The sequence below is a fragment of the Streptomyces lichenis genome (assembly GCF_023218175.1).
Taxonomy (GTDB): Bacteria; Actinomycetota; Actinomycetes; order Streptomycetales; family Streptomycetaceae; genus Streptomyces; species Streptomyces lichenis.
On the sequence record NZ_JALPTH010000007.1, the window covers coordinates 217,162 to 232,571 of the forward strand.

The 15,410-nt window shown below is 75.0% G+C and carries 20 protein-coding genes and 1 pseudogene; 12 read left to right on the top strand and 9 right to left on the bottom strand.

Going from position 1 to position 15,410, the window contains the following annotated elements; all coding sequences use genetic code 11:
* The first annotated feature begins 28 nt into the window (after nucleotides 1–28).
* From M1O15_RS10070 to M1O15_RS10080, 3 genes are all read left to right on the top strand, one after another.
* Nucleotides 29–256 (top strand): acyl-CoA carboxylase epsilon subunit, encoded by a 228-nt coding sequence (locus tag M1O15_RS10070; RefSeq protein ID WP_248632969.1) that lies wholly within the window; start codon nucleotides 29–31, stop codon nucleotides 254–256.
* Nucleotides 257–270: 14 nt separating this feature from the next.
* On the top strand, nucleotides 271–774 hold the full coding sequence (locus tag M1O15_RS10075) for a metallophosphoesterase family protein (protein WP_248632971.1): 504 nt from the start codon (nucleotides 271–273) through the stop codon (nucleotides 772–774).
* 212 nt (nucleotides 775–986) lie between these two features.
* The gene (locus tag M1O15_RS10080) at nucleotides 987–1,811 is read left to right on the top strand and encodes an SAM-dependent methyltransferase (RefSeq protein WP_248632973.1); all 825 of its coding nucleotides are present in this window, start codon (nucleotides 987–989) and stop codon (nucleotides 1,809–1,811) included.
* A gap of 80 nt (nucleotides 1,812–1,891) precedes the next feature.
* On the opposite strand, the gene M1O15_RS10085 is transcribed toward M1O15_RS10080, so the two are convergent.
* Nucleotides 1,892–2,794 carry a helix-turn-helix domain-containing protein gene (locus tag M1O15_RS10085; RefSeq protein ID WP_248632975.1) on the bottom strand — a complete coding sequence of 301 codons (903 nt, stop codon included), beginning with the start codon at nucleotides 2,792–2,794 and terminating at the stop codon, nucleotides 1,892–1,894.
* Between the two features lie 290 nt (nucleotides 2,795–3,084).
* Entirely contained in the window at nucleotides 3,085–3,354 is a 270-nt protein-coding gene (locus M1O15_RS10090) for a DUF397 domain-containing protein (protein WP_248632977.1), read from the bottom strand.
* 171 nt (nucleotides 3,355–3,525) lie between these two features.
* On the opposite strand from M1O15_RS10090, the gene M1O15_RS10095 reads away from it, so the two are divergent.
* Entirely contained in the window at nucleotides 3,526–4,059 is a 534-nt protein-coding gene (locus M1O15_RS10095) for an ATP-binding protein (protein WP_248632979.1), read from the top strand.
* Nucleotides 4,060–4,210: 151 nt separating this feature from the next.
* On the opposite strand, the gene M1O15_RS10100 is transcribed toward M1O15_RS10095, so the two are convergent.
* A complete protein-coding gene (locus M1O15_RS10100; protein WP_248632981.1) occupies nucleotides 4,211–4,603 on the bottom strand; it encodes a rodlin in 393 nt (130 codons plus the stop codon).
* 192 nt (nucleotides 4,604–4,795) lie between these two features.
* Between M1O15_RS10100 and M1O15_RS10105 the strand changes: the two genes are divergently transcribed.
* From M1O15_RS10105 to M1O15_RS10115, 3 genes are all read left to right on the top strand, one after another.
* Nucleotides 4,796–5,116: a hypothetical protein gene (locus tag M1O15_RS10105; RefSeq protein ID WP_248632983.1), complete on the top strand. Its 321-nt coding sequence runs from the start codon at nucleotides 4,796–4,798 to the stop codon at nucleotides 5,114–5,116.
* Between the two features lie 99 nt (nucleotides 5,117–5,215).
* A complete protein-coding gene (locus M1O15_RS10110) occupies nucleotides 5,216–5,692 on the top strand; it encodes a hypothetical protein (RefSeq protein WP_248632984.1) in 477 nt (158 codons plus the stop codon).
* A 112-nt stretch (nucleotides 5,693–5,804) separates the two neighbouring features.
* Nucleotides 5,805–6,788, top strand: coding sequence for a DUF3048 domain-containing protein (locus tag M1O15_RS10115; RefSeq protein ID WP_248632985.1), 984 nt, complete (start codon nucleotides 5,805–5,807; stop codon nucleotides 6,786–6,788).
* Between the two features lie 24 nt (nucleotides 6,789–6,812).
* Here M1O15_RS10115 and M1O15_RS10120 read toward each other — a convergent pair whose 3' ends face one another.
* Together M1O15_RS10120 and M1O15_RS10125 are read right to left on the bottom strand one after the other, a co-directional pair.
* Entirely contained in the window at nucleotides 6,813–7,673 is an 861-nt protein-coding gene (locus M1O15_RS10120) for an aldo/keto reductase (protein ID WP_248633117.1), read from the bottom strand.
* 152 nt (nucleotides 7,674–7,825) lie between these two features.
* Nucleotides 7,826–8,719 carry a LysR family transcriptional regulator gene (locus tag M1O15_RS10125; RefSeq protein ID WP_308282271.1) on the bottom strand — a complete coding sequence of 298 codons (894 nt, stop codon included), beginning with the start codon at nucleotides 8,717–8,719 and terminating at the stop codon, nucleotides 7,826–7,828.
* 320 nt (nucleotides 8,720–9,039) lie between these two features.
* On the opposite strand from M1O15_RS10125, the gene M1O15_RS10135 reads away from it, so the two are divergent.
* The 4 genes and pseudogenes from M1O15_RS10135 to M1O15_RS10150 form a co-directional block, all read left to right on the top strand.
* Complete coding sequence (locus M1O15_RS10135) at nucleotides 9,040–9,417, top strand: hypothetical protein (RefSeq protein WP_248632987.1); 378 nt, start codon at nucleotides 9,040–9,042, stop codon at nucleotides 9,415–9,417.
* Between the two features lies 1 nt (nucleotide 9,418).
* Nucleotides 9,419–9,778: a glyoxalase superfamily protein gene (locus tag M1O15_RS10140; RefSeq protein WP_248632989.1), complete on the top strand. Its 360-nt coding sequence runs from the start codon at nucleotides 9,419–9,421 to the stop codon at nucleotides 9,776–9,778.
* Nucleotides 9,779–9,957: 179 nt separating this feature from the next.
* Entirely contained in the window at nucleotides 9,958–11,505 is a 1,548-nt protein-coding gene (locus M1O15_RS10145; protein WP_248632991.1) for an MFS transporter, read from the top strand.
* Between the two features lie 159 nt (nucleotides 11,506–11,664).
* A pseudogene (locus tag M1O15_RS10150) lies at nucleotides 11,665–11,901 on the top strand (pyridoxal phosphate-dependent aminotransferase); the annotation flags it as partial.
* 37 nt (nucleotides 11,902–11,938) lie between these two features.
* Here the strand turns inward: M1O15_RS10150 and M1O15_RS10155 are convergent.
* Together M1O15_RS10155 and M1O15_RS10160 are read right to left on the bottom strand one after the other, a co-directional pair.
* Nucleotides 11,939–12,217, bottom strand: coding sequence for a hypothetical protein (locus tag M1O15_RS10155; RefSeq protein WP_248632993.1), 279 nt, complete (start codon nucleotides 12,215–12,217; stop codon nucleotides 11,939–11,941).
* Between the two features lie 139 nt (nucleotides 12,218–12,356).
* Entirely contained in the window at nucleotides 12,357–12,650 is a 294-nt protein-coding gene (locus tag M1O15_RS10160) for a hypothetical protein (protein ID WP_248632995.1), read from the bottom strand.
* A gap of 199 nt (nucleotides 12,651–12,849) precedes the next feature.
* Between M1O15_RS10160 and M1O15_RS10165 the strand changes: the two genes are divergently transcribed.
* Nucleotides 12,850–13,038 carry a hypothetical protein gene (locus M1O15_RS10165; protein ID WP_248632997.1) on the top strand — a complete coding sequence of 63 codons (189 nt, stop codon included), beginning with the start codon at nucleotides 12,850–12,852 and terminating at the stop codon, nucleotides 13,036–13,038.
* A gap of 49 nt (nucleotides 13,039–13,087) precedes the next feature.
* Here M1O15_RS10165 and M1O15_RS10170 read toward each other — a convergent pair whose 3' ends face one another.
* Both M1O15_RS10170 and M1O15_RS10175 read right to left on the bottom strand, forming a co-directional pair.
* A complete protein-coding gene (locus M1O15_RS10170; protein WP_248632998.1) occupies nucleotides 13,088–13,465 on the bottom strand; it encodes a hypothetical protein in 378 nt (125 codons plus the stop codon).
* 178 nt (nucleotides 13,466–13,643) lie between these two features.
* Nucleotides 13,644–15,407, bottom strand: coding sequence for a ThuA domain-containing protein (locus tag M1O15_RS10175; protein ID WP_248633000.1), 1,764 nt, complete (start codon nucleotides 15,405–15,407; stop codon nucleotides 13,644–13,646).
* Between the last annotated feature and the right edge of the window lie 3 nt (nucleotides 15,408–15,410).

A 15,410-nucleotide genomic window follows, 5' to 3' on the forward strand; every position in this document is an offset into this window, starting at 1 on the left:
CTCCCGGGCACCGGCCGAGCATGAGCGAATGCCCCACCATCTGCGCATCCTCCGCGGCGCCCCCACCCCCACCGAGCTGGCCGCCCTCACCGCCGTCCTCACCGCGCTGGCCGCCGCCCCGGCCGGCGAGCCCCCCGCCGCCCCGCCCCCCGGCCGCCGGCGGGCACACTGGGACCGGGGCTGGCGCGCCCACGCGCCCTCCGGCTCCTGGCGGTCCCACCTCACCGGGCACCGCCCCCACGACCACCACCGCTGACAGGGACACCGCACGTGCGACTGCTGCTCACCTCCGACACCCATCTGCCCCGGCGCGCGCGGGAGCTCCCCGCGCCCCTGCTGGCGGCCGTCGAGGAGGCCGACGCGGTGGTGCACGCGGGCGACTGGACCGACACCGCCACCCTCGACCTGCTGACCGCCCGCTCCCGGCGGCTGATCGCCGTGTACGGCAACAACGACGGGCCCGAACTGCGCGCCCGGCTGCCCGAGGTGGCCCGCGCCGAGCTGGAGGGACTGCGCGTCGGCGTCGTCCACGAGACCGGCGGCGCCCAGGGGCGCGAGCGCCGCTGCGAGGACCGGTTTCCCGACCTGGACCTACTCATCTTCGGCCACAGCCACATCCCCTGGGACACCACCGCGCCCGGCGGGCTGCGCCTGCTCAACCCGGGCTCCCCCACGGACCGCCGCCGCCAGCCGCACTGCACGTACATGACCGCCGAACTCCACGGCGGCCGCCTCGCCGAGGTCACCCTGCACCGGCTCCCGCCCCGCCGCTGATCCACCCGGCCGCCCGGCGCACACCCGGCGGGAAATGGCCGAAAAGCGCGCGGGGTTGTGCGAGATATCGCCAACTCCTGTACCGGCGCGATCTGTTCTTCCTAGCATGAGCCTCTCGTACGACCGTCAGGACCGCCGGTCGCAGCCGCCGGGTGCGGCCCGGGCGGGCGGCGGCCTGCGGCGAACCGGCACCCGACGCGGATGAGGCGAGGATGGCAGCACGCGAGTTGTGGAGTCCTGAGGCCATCGACACCGATGTCCCCAGCGTGGCACGTATGTACGACTTCTTCCTGGGGGGCAGCGACAACTACGAGTCCGACCGCGCCGCCTGCGCGCAGCTGCTGGAGCAGGTGCCCAGCACCATGACGCTGGCGGTCAACAACCGCCACTTCCTGCGCCGGGTGGTGCGGGTGCTGGCCCAGGAGTACGGCATCCGCCAGTTCATCGACCACGGATCCGGGCTGCCCACCCAGGACAACGTCCACCAGGTCGCCCAGGCCGTGGACCCCGAGGCCGCCGTCGTCTACGTCGACAACGACCCGATCGTGCTCGCCCACGGCCGGGCCCTGCTGGACGAGAACGAGCGGACCACCGTCATCCAGGCCGACATGCGGGACACCGACGGCATCTTCAGCCATGAGGAGACCCGCCGGCTGATCGACTTCGACCAGCCGGTCGCCGCGCTGTTCGTCTCGGTGCTGCACTGCATCCCGGACGAGGACGACCCGGCCGCGCTGGTCCGCGACGTGGCCCGCCGACTGGTGCCCGGCAGCTTCCTGGTGGTGTGCCAACTGGTCAGCGACCGGCCGGAGATCAGGAAGTTCGTCACCGACTTCATGGCGGAGGCGACCGGCGGCCACTGGGGCCGGGTCCGCGAGGAGCACGAGCTCGCCGGCTTCCTGGAGGGCGTGGACGGCCTGAGCATCCTGGACCCCGGGCTGGTCGAGGTGTCCACCTGGCGCGCCGACAACGATCTGGCGCCCGTCCAGCAGACCGACGAGTGGGTGGAGTGGGGCGGGGTCGCCCGGCTCGGCTGACACCCGGTCTCAGGCAACAGCAACGGCAAGGGCCGGGCCGCCCCTCGCGGGGGTGGCCCGGCCCGTGCCGTGCGAGTGGCTCAGTACGCCGCGATCCGCTCGCGCACCAGGGCCAGCGTCTCCTTCGGGGTCAGCGCGCAGGCGCCCAGCCGGTCCATCATGTCCCGGTACTGCTCGACCATGTGCGGCTTCTGGCTGAAGGTGCTGTCCGTCAGATGCTCGATGTAGACGGCGTCCTTCAGATCGGTGAGCGCGAACCGCAGATAGGTCACGCCCGTGCCCACCCCGACCGCCGCCGTCACATCCAGCGGGGCGATCTGCACCGTCACATGGGAACGCGCCATCATGGCGGCCAGGAACTCCAGCTGCTCCCGCATCACCAGCGGCCCGCCCACCCTGCGCAGCAGCACCGACTCGTCGAGCACCGCCCACAGCCGGGGCGCGTCCGGCTGGTCGAGCTGGCGCTGCCGCTCATGGCGCAGATCCATCCGGCGGCGCACCTCGTGCGGCATCAGCCGTGCCGGCCCGGACTCGATCACCGCGCGGGCGTACGCCGGCGTCTGCAGCAACCCCGGCATGTAGAACGGCTCGTACGCCCGGATGATGGCGGCCGCGCCCTCCAGCGCCACCAGCGGGGCGAGGAACTCCGGCAGGACGTCGTGGTAGGTGCTCCACCAGTCCTGCCGCCGGGACTGCGCCGCCAGCCGCAGGAACTCCTCGACCGCCTGCTCGTCATGGACCCCGTACAGCCGCAGCAGCGCCTGGGCGTCCACGGCCTTGCAGCCGTGCCGTCCCAGCTCCATCCGGCTGGTCTTGGAGCGGGAGAAGCCGAGCCGGGAGTCCACGGCCGCCGGGTCGAGCCCGGCCCGCAGCCGCAGCTCGCGGAGTTTGGCGCCCAGGATCAGCTTGAGGGCCGTCGGATTGTGCTCGACGGACCCCAAAGGTCTCACGAACAGCGGTGGATGCGGTTCCGTCGACGTCATCGGGGGCGCTCCTGCTCACGGGGAAGGACGTACGACGGTACCCAGAGTGCGCCCGCGCGGCCAGACGGTGCCGCTCCCGCCCGGCGCGATCCGGTCGGAATGCGCCTGCGGGCAGGGCCCGTTGGGCACGCGGGCGGTGGGGCGGCGCCGGGCCCCGGCCCGCGGGGATTCCTCCCCGCGGGCCGGGGCCCGACCGGGTACCGGCCGGAAGGCCGATCGGCTTCCGGCCGGATCCCCGCCGGGAACCCGGCCGGCTGGCCACCGGCCTGCGACCGGATCCCGACCTGGTCTCAGCCGAGCACCGAGTCGAAGTCGCCATCCCGGGCGCCCGCCAGGAAGGCGGCGATCTCGGCCCGGGTGTAGACCAGCGCGGGACCCTGCGGATCCCGGGAGTTGCGGACGGCCACACTGCCGTCGGCCAGCGGGGACAGCTCGACGCAGTTCCCGGTGGGGTTGCTGTGACTGCTCTTGATCCAGTGCGCCGAGGTCAGTTCCCCGGCCGGAATGCCGTTGGCCGGTGCCGCAACGGCCGGTGTCCCGTGAAGCCCGTGCTCGCCCATGGTCCCTCCAATGGTGTCCGCCGCGCCTGTCCGGACGGACCGACGACGGCCTGAATGCAATCCCGGACGCAATTGCGTTTTACCGGTGGACCCGACGATACTCGTTCCCGGTCGGATGTCGCAGCACCCAACTCCCAAGCCCTCAGGGGGACATGTCCAGTGACGGTTCACATGACGGCCTTACGGACCAGCGTCGGCGGTGGAGGGCGGACGACCGTCCCGGCCCTCGCGGACCCGGCGGGCGAACCCTCCGGCGGACTGCCGGACGACGCGGACCTCGGCTCCTTCGCCGCCTGCGCGCTGGAGGGCTGCCCGCGCAGCCCCGCCCGGGCGCGCCGGTTCACCGAGGCGACCCTGCGCGGCTGGTCGCTGCCCTCGGTCGGCCCGGACATGGCGCTGATCGTCAGCGAACTGGTCACCAACGCCGTACGGCACGGACTGGGCCACCCGGCGGGCGAACCGGCCGAGTACCCGGTCTGGCTGGGCCTGTTCCGTTATCCGGAGGCGGTGGTGTGCGCCGTCACCGACCCGAGCCCCGAGGCACCCCGCCCGCGCCGGGCCGGTGTCTCGGAGACCGGCGGCCGGGGCCTCGCCCTGGTCGGCGCGGTCAGCGACGACTGGTCCTGGGAGATCTCCCCGGTGCGGGGCAAGACCGTCTGGGCCAGCCTGTCGGTGCCCGGTCGGGCCGTACGCGCGGTCTTCTGACCCGAACGCGTCCCGCCTCCTCGGGGGAGGCGGGACGCGGCCCGGCCGGCAGGAGCGGGGTCGGGGAAAGCGGCCGGCCGGCCCGCGGAGGCGCGTACGCCCCACGGACCGGCCGGATCGCGACGGCGGTCGTCTCCGCGACCGCCCCCGCTCAGTCCTCGACCGACGCGGCGAGGTTCTCGGAGATGACGTTCTCCAGCAGGTGCGACAGCGCGCTGTCGCCCTTGACGGCGGTGGAGTTCTCGGTGCAGGTCTGGTTCTGGGTGTCGTTGACCAGGTCCTGAATGCCGACGTTCACCAGACCCACGACGTTCTGGATGTCGGCCTGGGCCGGCACACCGAGGCAGAGCTTGTTCAGCGAGCCCTGGACCAGACCGATCTGCGGGCTCATGTATCCACCGGTGACGGTGTTGCCGTAGCTCTGCGTGGAGAAGTTGCCGTTCTGGGTGCTGATCTCGCCATCACCCACGGCCGCGGCCATCGGGGCACCGGCGGCCAGGGCGGCGGCGGCGACACCGGCGGTGGCCAGAACCTTCTTGATCATGCTGCTTCCTTATCGTCGGTAGACCCGGAGCGTTCGGGTTCGCTTGCGTAACCGCGCTGCCCCGATCACGTAACGGTCCGGCGCCCGGCTGCCCGGGACTTCACCCGTTTGCCGCAACGGGCGGGGCCCGCCGGCCACCGGAAGCGCCCCGGCCAGGCATACGGGGCGGGGGAGGCGGTCACACATGGGGGCATGGACTCATCCGCAGACGCCGCCCCGGACGACCCCACCCCGGAGGAGGACCGGCAGACCGTCGAACGGCTCGTGCCGCTCTGGCTCGACGAGGCCGCCCGGCACGATCCGGCGGCCGCCGCCGACGCGCGCCGCCAGTGGGAGCGGCGCTCGCTCTCCGCCGAGGCCGCCCGAGAACTGGCCGACTGGGCGACCGCCCGGGTCACCGACACCGCCTTCAACGAGGACGAGGGGCCCTGGCGCGAGGGGCCCGCGCGGATCGGCGTGTCCGACAAGGCCGCCGTGCACCGGTGGCTGGCCGCCCGCGGGCGCGACGTCTGAGGCGCCGCCCCCGCAGCCGCGGCCCGGTGCCGGACGCCGGTGACCCATCGTCTAGAGTGCGGTGCCGGTCGACGGCGCACCGGCGAGGGGGAGCGGGATATGAGCGCGCAACTGCGTGATGTGGCGGAGGACTTGGCGAAGGTCCTGTGGCGGGAGCACACCGTGTACCGGGAGCGCTCCGGGGGTGTGGTGATACGCGGCGAGCATGTGCGGCGCTGGATCAGCCTGGCGCCCACCGGAGGACGGGACGAGCTCCGGCTGCGCGCCGGGCGCATCCTGGCCGGCGGCACCACCGCCCCGGCCCGCTCCGAGGTGCTGATGCCCCGGTCCGCCTCTTCCGCCGAACTGGCCGCCGCCTGCCGCCGGTTGCTCGCCGAGACGGCCTCCGACCCCGGCCCGGCCACCCGCGCCGGACGGCCGGCGGCAGCGTCCGCCGGATCCCGCCGCCGCACCCGGCGGGAGCGTCGCCCCACCGCCCGCAGGTCCCGGCACACCGGCCTGAGCGCCGCGGTGGTGGTGCTCTGCGTCGCCGGGGTGGTGGCCTACGCGGTGTGGGGCGCCGCCGCCCCGTACTGAGCCGCCCGCAGCGGAGCCCGGCCGGCGAGCCATGGCGGCGGCCCGGCCGGCCGTGCTCCACTGGACGCAGGACGTGCCCGCCCCGGGGCGGGCACGGGCGAGGAGCGGGCCGATGGGTGCCATACGCGGACGCGGACGGGCCGGCACGGCGGCGGCCGGGGTGCTGTGCGCCGTACTCGCCGCGGGACTGACCGGATGCCCGGCCCCCGCCCCGGACCGCACCGCTCCCAGCGCCCCGGCCCGCGGGGTGTCACCGCTCACCGGGCTGCCCGCGCGCGAGGCCGCGCCGGTCCTGGCCGTCAAGATCGACAACGTCGGGCCGGCCCGGCCGCACACCGGGCTGGGCGCGGCCGACCTGGTCTACGCCGAGCAGGTCGAGGCCGGGCAGAGCCGGCTGCTCGCGGTGTTCTCCTCCCGGCTCCCGCCGCGGGTCGGCCCGGTGCGCAGCGCCCGGGAGGCCGACCTGGAGCTGCTGCGCCAGTTCGGCCGGCCGGCGCTCGCCTACTCCGGGGCGCAGAGCGCGCTGATCCCGCTGATCAAGGCCGCGCCGCTGTACCCGCTGCCGCCGGAGGCCGCCCCGGCCGCCTATCGGCGCGAACCGTCCCGGCCCGCGCCGCACAACCTCTATCTGCGGCCCCGGGCGGCCCTGGACGCCGCCCCGCGCGCCGAGCGGGCGCGGGACATCGGCTTCCGCTTCGGTGCGGCGCCGCCCGGCGGGAAGCGGGTCACCGAGCACACCGTCCGCTTCCCGGCCGCCCGGTTCACCTTCACCTGGTCGCCCGGCGAGCGCCGCTGGCGGGTGGCGATGGACGGCCGCCCCGCCCGTACCACCGACGGCGGGCCGCTGACCGCGGCGACCGTCGTGGTGCAGGACACCGAGGTACGCCCCTCCCGCTTCCACGACCGCTGGGGCAGCGTCTCCCCGTACACCGAGACCACCGGCTCCGGTACGGCGCTGGTGCTGCGCGACGGCCGGAGCCACGAGGCCCGGTGGAGCCGCCCCGGGGCGGGCGGCGGCACCACCTTCACCACCCCGGAGGGGCGGCCGCTGTCCTTCGCCCCCGGGCCGGTGTGGATCGTGCTCGCCGCGCGATGAGCCGGGGGCCGGGGGCGCTCGCGGTCAGGCCGCGGTGCTCAGCCGGGCGAGCTGCTCCTCGCTCAGGGTGAGGAAAGGCGCCTGCGCGGAGTCGCGTACGCTCTCGGCCCGGCGCGCCCCGGGAATCGGGATCACACACGGCGACAGCGCCAGCATCCAGGCCAGGCAGACCCGCTGCGGGCTCGCCCCGACCTCCTCGGCCACCTCGTGGAACGCCCGGTGCTCCGAACCCAGCGCGGACGCCCCGCCGATGCCGCCCAGCGGGCTCCACGGCAGGAAGGCCAGGCCCAGCTCCTCGCACAGCTCCAGCTCGGGCAGGCTGGAGCGGAACGCGGGGGAGAACTGGTTCTGCACCGCCACCAGCCGCTCGCCCAGGATGTCCCGGGCCAGCCGGATCTGCTCCGGGTCGGCGTTGGAGATCCCGGCGCCGCGGATCTTCCCCGCGTCGTACAGCTCCTTCAGCGCGCCGAGGGTCTCCTCGTACGGCACCTCGGGGTCCGGCCGGTGGTGCTGGTACAGCCCGATCGCCTCCACGCCCAGCCGGCGCAGCGACCCCTCCACCGCCTCGCGGAGATAGCCGGCCGAGCCGTCCAGGGCCCAGGTGCCGTCCGGGCGGGTGTGGCCGCCCTTGGTGGCGACCAGCACCGAGGAGGTGTCCCCGCCGTACTCCCGCAGCGCCCGGGCGATCAGGAGCTCGTTGTGGCCGGGGTCGGAGGTGTCGAGGTGGTAGGCGTCGGCGGTGTCGATCAGGGTGACGCCCGCGTCGAGCGCCGCGTGCACCGTGGCGACGGCCTGCCGCTCGTCGGGCCGGCCCTCCACGGAGAGCGGCATGGCGCCCAGTCCGACGGCGCCGATCCGGTCCTCTCCGATGCGGCGGGTGGGCAGGGCGGAGTGTGGGGATGTCTGAGTCACCGCTCCAGCCTCGGTGCCGGGCGCGGTCCTGTCCAACACGGAACGCTGATGGCGGCCATCGCCCGTGGCGATCGCCGCCCGCGGTGATCAGCGGCGGTGACCACTTCGCCGCCGGGCCGGGCGGTTCAGGCCGGGCCGTCGTCGCGGGCCGCGTCCAGCCGGGCGAGCAGCGCCCGGACCGCCGCGGACGCCCGCACCCCGTCCGGGCGGGCCACCGAGACCTCCCAGCAGGTGTCCCGGTCCAGCTCCCGCCGGACCAGCCCGCGCGCCTGGTCCTTGGCCGCCACGGACCGCGGCACCAGCGCCACCGCGTGCCCGCCGGCCACCACCTCCAGCAGCTTGTGCACATCGTCCAGCTGCATCGCGACGGTCCGCACCACCCCGGCCGCGGCGAACACCGCGTCCGCCGCCGCGCGCGCACCCCACTGCGGATGCAGGTCCACGAACGGCTCGCCCGCCAGCAGCGCCGGCGGCAGCGGCCGCGTACCGTCCGCCAGCCGGTGGCCCGGCGCGCACAGCAGCACCATCCGCTCCCGGGCCAGCGGCCGCAGCCGCACCCCCGCCGCGTCCCCGGGCCCGGCGGTGAACGCCACATCGAGCCGGCCCCGCCGCAGCCGCTCCAGCAGCACCGCCGAACCGGCCTGCTCCACCCGCACCTCCACCGAGGGGTGGCGCGCCCCGAAGGCGACCAGCAGGCCGAACGGGTCCGCCGCGCCCATGCACTGCTCGGTGCCCACCCGCAGGGTGCCGACCACCGCGTCCCGCACCGCCGCGACCGCCTCCCGGGCCGCCGCCGCGCCGGCCAGGGTGCGCCGCGCCTCCACCAGCAGCGCCCCGCCCGCGTCGGTCAGCCGCACCCCGCGCGCGGTGCGGCGGAAGAGCTCGGCGCCCAGGTCGCGTTCCAGCGCCCGCAGCGATGCCGAGAGCCCGGACTGCGCCAGACGCAGCCGGGCGGCGGCCCGGGTGACGTTTCCCTCCTCGGCGACCGCCACGAAATGTTCCAGATGCCGCAGCTCCACGCCCCCGAGTCTAAGGAAACGCCCGCCGGGCCCGGGAAACGCCCAACGCCCCGAGGAGACGACGCCCGCCGGGCCCGGGAAACGCCCACCGGGCCTGGGAAACCCCCACCGGGTCCTGGGAAACCCTTACCGGGCCTGGGAAACACCCCGCCCGGCCCGGGCAACGCACGCGAGATCATGGGCAACGGCCCACCGGACCCGGAGCCCGGGGACCACCTCCCGGTCCCGCGATCCACCTCGCGGGCACGATCCGGCCGTCCCGCCCCGGGGAAACCGCCGAACCCCGCCCCCCGGTCCGCGCGCGGCGCTACCGTGCGGGCATGGACGACGGCATGGACGACGGTGTGCTCCCCGGGGACGGGCAGGACTGGCCCCTCCCGCCCGCCTGGATGTGGGGGTGCGAGGACTGCTTCCGGCTCTACCGCGAGATGAAGCACCCGGCCGCGCGGGACCCGCTGCCCGGGGCCGCCGTACCGGCCGAGGGCGAGGCGCAGCTCCGCCTCGCCCGGCACATCGCCGCCGAGCACCGCGCCGAGCTCCCGGGGTACGCCGCCACCTGCCGGGTGTGCGTGGACCACCAGGCCCGTACCGCCCGCGACCGCGCCATGGGCCGCTCCACGCTCACCACCGAGCAGCTGGCCCGCGAGCACCGGGCGCGCCACGCCTTCGTCCCGGACAGCACCGTCCACCTCCCCTGACATGACCGGACCGCAGCCCTCCCCGCGCGAGGAGGCCATCCCGGTGCTGCACGTCCGCGACGCCGCCACCGCCGCCGCCTGGTACGCCCGGCTCGGCTTCGTACGGCAGTGGCAGCACCGTTTCGAGCCGGGTTTCCCGGTCTTCGCCGAAGTCGCCCGCGGGCCCGTCCGGTTGTTCCTCTCCGAGCACCTGGGCGACGCCCGCCCCGACACCCTGGTCTATCTGCGGGTACGCGATGTGGACGCCGTCGCCGCGGAGTTCGGTGCCGAGCCGGTGGACGCGCCCTGGGCGCGGGAGGTCGAGCTGCGCGATCCGGACGGCAACCGGCTGCGCGTCGGCACCCCGCACCCGGAGGCGTGACCCCGCGGCCCGGGGCTGGTGAGCGCGGCCGGCTCCCGAGTGGTCCGCCGCCCACCCCGGGCGTACCGTCGAACGGTGGCCTCCGCCACCGACACCACGGCGCCACCGACGCCGCGGAGGCCGGTCCGCCGCCCGGTGCGACGGGCCACCGCCGTCCCCCAGGCCTCGGGATCCCCGCCATGACCACACCCGCGCCGGCCCCCGCCCCGCACACCAAGGCCTCGCGGCGGCCGGCCGGCAGCGGCATCGCGCTGCTGGTCATCGCCGCCTGCCAGCTGATGGTGGTCCTCGACATCACCATCGTGAACATCGCCCTGCCGCACATCCAGCGGTCGCTGGACTTCTCCACCGCTAACCTGTCCTGGGTGGTCAACGCCTACACCCTCACCTTCGGCGGGCTGCTGCTGCTCGGCGGCCGGGCCGGAGACATCCTGGGCCGCCGGCGGGTGTTCACGGCCGGTGTGCTGCTCTTCGTCCTCGCCTCCCTGCTCGGCGGCCTGGCGCAGGACTCGGCACAACTGCTGGCCGCCCGCGCCCTCCAGGGCGTCGGCGGCGCCATCGCCTCACCCACCGCGCTGGCCCTGGTCAGCACCACCTTTCCGGAGGGGCCCGAACGCAACCGCGCCTTCGGGGTGTTCGCCGCGGTGTCGGCCGGCGGCGGCGCGATCGGGCTGCTGGCCGGCGGGATGCTCGTCGAATGGCTCGACTGGCGCTGGGTGTTCTTCGTCAACGTGCCCATCGGGCTGCTCGTCGTCTTCCTCACCCCGCGCTACATCCGGGAGTCCGAGCGCCATCCGGGCAACTTCGACCTGGCCGGCGCGCTGACCGCCACCGGCGGCATGGTGCTGCTGGTCTACGGCTTCATCCGCGCCTCCCAGCACGGGTGGGGCGACTGGCTCACCGTGCTGTCCTTCGTGGCCGCGGTGGTGCTGCTCGGCGTCTTCGTGCTGATCGAACGCCGGTCCCGGCAGCCGATCACCCCGCTGCACATGTTCGCCGACCGCAACCGGGCGGGCACCTACGGCATGATGCTCAGCCTGGCCGCCGCCATGTTCGGCATGTTCTTCTTCCTCACCCTCTTCGTCCAGGACGTCATGGGCTTCACCCCGCTCGCCGCCGGGCTGGCGTTCCTGCCGGTCAGCGCTGTCATCGCGGTCGGCGCCGGCCTGGCGTCCCGGCTGCTGCCGCGCTTCGGGCCCAAACCGTTCATGATCACCGGCGCTCTGCTCGCGGCCGCGGGCCTCGCCTGGCTGACCCTGGTCGACGTGGACTCCACCTATGCCGGCAGCATCCTCGGCCCGATGCTGGTCTTCGGCTTCGGGATGGGCCTGCAGTTCGTCTCGCTGACCCTGATGGCGCTGTCCGACGTCGCCGTCCGGGAGTCCGGCGCCGCCTCCGGGCTGCTCAACGCCACCCAGCAGGTCGGCGGCTCGCTGGGGCTGTCCATCCTGGTCACCGTCTTCGGCACCGCCTCCGCCGACGAGGCCGCCCGGCAGATCCGGCAGTTCCTCACCGAGGCCACCCCCGCCGAACAGCTCCGCTTCCGGCTCACCGGGGCGCTGCCCAAACCGTACGCGGACGCCGTCCTCACCTCCGGCGTCTCCGCCGGGTTCATCGTGGCCGCCGCGCTGGCCGCGGTCGCCGCGGTGATCGCGCTCTTCGTCATCCAGGTCCGCCCCTCCGACATCGAGCGCCTCCAGGGCGGCGCCGGCCCCGCCGGACTGTGACCACCCGCCGCCGTCCGACAGCGGCCTTACCGGACTCGGCGGCTTCCTGGACTCGGCTGCCATGGACGACGCGACCTCCGACGACCTAGCGGAACCCGACCCGCTCAGCCGGCTCACCCTCGGCCGGTTGCGCCGCCGTACCAGCGTCACATGGCGCCGGAGCGGCTGCCCCGGGTCCGCTACCGCCCCACCCAGGGCACCTGTCCGGCTTGGCTGGACTGCCGGGCCCTCGGCCTGGGCGACGACCCGGCCGCGGTCTTCCTGGACCGCGGCCGGGTGGCGCTCAGCTCCGGCCCGGAGTTCGGCACCGGCGGCGCCGGGTACGCCCGGCTGAATCCGGCCACCTCCCCGGAGCTGCTCACCGAGGCGGTCCGGCGGATGGCCGCCGCGCTCTGACCCCGGCCCGGCGGGCCCCGCCGAGCGGCCCGCGCCCTCAGCCGGCCGACAGGGGCAGCGCGGGCAGCCCGCCCAGCAGAGCGCTGCCCAGCAGCGCCCCGCCCACCGGCAGCGGAGAGGCCTGGCCGGGCTTCTGCCCCTGCGAGGACTGCCCGCCCAGCAGCCCGGTGCTGTTGAGGTCGGTGGACACCGGGGCGCCCACGGTGGTCGGCGGGGCACCGTCGCCGGCGGCCACGGCGGGGGAGGCGGCCACCAGACCGGCGCCGACGGCCCCGGCGCACACCGCGGCCATCCGCAGACGGGAAGACGCAGTCATCTCATAACTCCTTGTCGGGCCCTGCGGCCCGGTCGACGCGACTGGGGCCGGGAGCGGTGACGCCCCCGGCGCGAAGTGCAACGACTCGGCCCGCTCCCCGACACGGGCGTCCGGCCCGGGGCGGTCCGTCGGGACGTTCTCAGGGGCCGCTCTCGCGCCGCCGCGGGCGGCGCAGGGCACGGGAGACCCGGTCGACCGCCCAGAGCGCGGTCAGCGCGCAGAGCACGAAGGCGCCGAAGAGCAGCAGGCAGAGCAACGCGAGCGCCAGCGGGCCGCCGACCGCCGACATCAGCCGCGCCATCGGGCGGGCCCACACCCCGGCCGTCCCCACCATCGGGACGGCCACCGCCACCGCCAGCACCACCCCCGGCCGGGACCGCCGCTCGTCCTCGTCCCCTTCCGGCCCGCCGTGTCCGGTATCCGCTGCCTGCACGGGGCCAGTCTGCCTTGTCAGGTCCGCGCACGTGAGCCGGTACGGGCCATCGAGGGGGCGGGGGCCGACCGGGCTGCCGGTGGCGCCCCGCGCCCGGCCCCGTACACTCGTCCACCGCTGCCGGGAGTGCCGGCGGGGTCAAGCGAACGACGTGTGCGATCCGCGTGCGATCAACCGAGCCCCGGAAGGGTGATGGGACATGGAATCCGCTGTGCGAGGCGACGCGCCGATCTATGACCGACTGATCGCGGAGCGCGGTGATGTGCCCGGCGATGTGCGGCGCACCGCCGAGGAGACGCTGCGCAGGCTGACCCGGGCGATGGAGTTCGGGCCGGTGGGACGAACACCGGGCTTCCCGGGCGGCGGTTACCCCGGCCCGGGGATATGACCGGCGGCCGGGTGTGGGCCGCGCCCCCGTCCCACCCGGGGGAGGCGGTTCACGGCCGGTCGTCCACCAGGCCGCAGACCCAGGCCAGCGCGTCGTGCACACCGCGGACATGGGCGGCGCGCTCGGCCTCCTCGGTGGGGTCGCCCAGCTGCACCACGGCCGCGTCCAGCTCCGCCGTGAGCACGTAACTGGACGGGACCCCGCCGAGAGCGGCGACGGCCGCACCGGTCACCGGTGCCCGCTCCGCCTGGCCCAGCGCCCAGCCGTAGGCGTCCAGGGCGCCGACGGAGAACGCCGTACGCAGCCCCGGCGTGGCCACCTCGTGCTCCAGCCGCCGGTACGCGCCCTCGACCTGGGCCCGGGGCCGGGTGCCGATCAGCAGGTCCGCGCTCCGGGTGTCCTCGTTGCGTTCGAAGTCGACTCCCATACCCGTACGTCTCACCAGCCTTCGCCGCGGGATGCTTCCTGGTGGGCAAATTCTTCCCCGCCGCGGCCCGGGCCGCCGCCGCACGCGGGCGGACGCTGCTCCGTTCGGCCCCGTGAGCGCCGTGGCGGCGCGCCCCCCCCGATCGGGGAGCGCGCCGCCGTGGGCCGGACCTCACCGGCTAGGGCAGGGTCCATTTCTGGTTGGGTCCGGTGTGGCAGGTCCAGAGGTGGGTGCGGGTGCCGTTGTTCCAGGTGCCGCCTTCGGCGTCGAGGCATTTGCCGGACGGGGGGTTGCGCAGGGTGCCGTCGGGTTGGGGGGTCCAGGTCTGGGCGCCGGTGCCGTTGCAGGTCCAGAGCTGGACCTTGGTGCCGTCGGCGGTGTTGCCGCCGGAGACGTCCAGGCACTTGCCCAGGGCGCGCAGTGTGCCGTCGCCGGGGGTGGTCCAGCTCTGTGCGGGGACGCCGGCGCAGTTCCAGATCTGGACCTGGGTGCCGTCGGCGGTGGCGCCGCCCGCGACGTCCAGGCACATCCCGTTCACGCCCTTGACCGGGCCGGTACGCGGACCGGGACCCGGACCCGTACCGGTCTTGATCCGGATGTCCCGGAAGGACACCTCGTCGCCCGCGCCGTGGTTCTGCAACCCGATATGGCCCTGGCGCAGACTGCGGGCCGGATCGGTGTTGGTGAAGTCGTTGATCTTCCGCCCGTTGAGGAAGAGCTCCAGCCGCTCACCGGTCACCCTGATCTCATAGGTGTTCCACTCGCCGGGCGGGTTGAGCGCCGCGTCCCGGGCCGCGAGGTCGGCCGACCGGAAGCCGTACACCGCGCCGGTGGTCCGGTCGGTGGCGTCGGTGGCGTCGATCTGGATCTCGTAGCCGTTGTCCACCGCCGACCACGGGTCGTCGGAGGCCGGGAAGCCGATGAACACCCCCGAGTTGTCGTCGCCGGCCATCCGCCAGTCCAGCTTGAGCGAGTAGTCGCCGGTGAACTCCCGGCCCGCGTACCAGAGCAGGCCCATCCCGCCCTGCGAGGTGAGGGTGCCGTCGGCCAGGGAGAACGAGCCCGGCCCGGCCTGCCGCCAGCCGATGGTGCCCGAGCCGTCGAACAGCGGGGTGTAGCCCGTCTCCGGCCGGCAGTCGGCGTCCGTCATCCCCGCCGCCCAGCGCACCCCGCCCAGCAGATGCCGGCGGAACGCGGGCTCGGTGTACGACTCGTCGGTGTGGCCGCCGCCGGTGTAGAAGGCCCGGCCCCCCTCGTAGTCCTTGCACCAGGCGATCGGATGGTCGCCCGACATGGTGCCCCCGGTGTAGCTGGACTCGTCCAGCGAGGCCAGCACCCGGGCGGTGGTACGGGGGTTGGTGCGGTAGTTGTACCACTCGTCGAACCGCTGCCAGGAGGTGCCCAGATGGGCGGTGGCGTCGTGCGCGCGGTTCTCCACCCGCACGGTGGCGTCCTGGTTGTGTGGGTGGGAGTGGAACAGCGCCCCCGCCAGCCCCGCGTAGAACGGCCAGTCGTACTCGGTGTCGGCGGCGGCGTGCACGCCCACATAACCGCCGCCGCCCCGGATGTACTGCTCGAACGCCGTCTGCTGGCCGCCGTTCAGCACGTCCCCGGTGGTGGAGACGAAGACCACGGCCCTGTACCGGGCCAGGTTGGCGGTGCTGAAGGCGGCCGCGTCCTCGGTGGCGTCCACGGTGAAGTTGTGGGCCGCGCCCAGTTCGCGCAGCGCGGTCAGCCCGTCGTCGATGGACGAGTGCCGGAAGCCCGCCGTCTTGGAGAAGGCGAGGACGCGGTACGCGGGGTCGGCGGCGGCCACGGCGGCCCGCTCGGCGCCCGCCGGGGGTCCGGCCGGCGCCGGTGCGGCGAGCGCGGGCGCGGCGGTGGCGCAGAGCAGCGCCCCGGCCAGCGCGCAGCCCGCCTTTCTCAGGATGCCGTACGTCATGGT